Source organism: Pseudomonas sp. SIMBA_067, assembly GCF_046534675.1.
In the GTDB taxonomy this organism is placed as follows: Bacteria; Pseudomonadota; Gammaproteobacteria; order Pseudomonadales; family Pseudomonadaceae; genus Aquipseudomonas; species Aquipseudomonas putida.
In genome coordinates, this window is sequence record NZ_JAWRYH010001229.1 from 1 (window position 1) to 240 (window position 240).

General features: G+C 57.9%; 1 protein-coding gene. It reads right to left on the reverse strand.

The genetic code is table 11. The features are described 5' to 3' along the window. Positions 1-240 (reverse strand): GNAT family N-acetyltransferase (locus SB765_RS33215; RefSeq protein WP_410932976.1); only part of this gene is annotated, 240 nt, incomplete at both ends.

The window sequence follows — 240 nt, forward strand, 5'->3', positions numbered from 1 at the left end:
GGTCTCAAAGCCCAACTCTGTATATAGCCGCTGGGCATGTGTATTGAACCCCCACACCATCAGCCGGACATCTTTAGCCCCACGATCAGCCGCCCAGGCTTTTATCTGCTGCATAAGCCCCCGTCCGATGCCTTTGCCCCAGAACGTTTCGGCAACGCATACCGACCCGACACGTACGAAATCCAGCGGCTGCATCAATGGCCCCGTCGCAGACGACAGGCTGGCCGTGATAAAACCTGC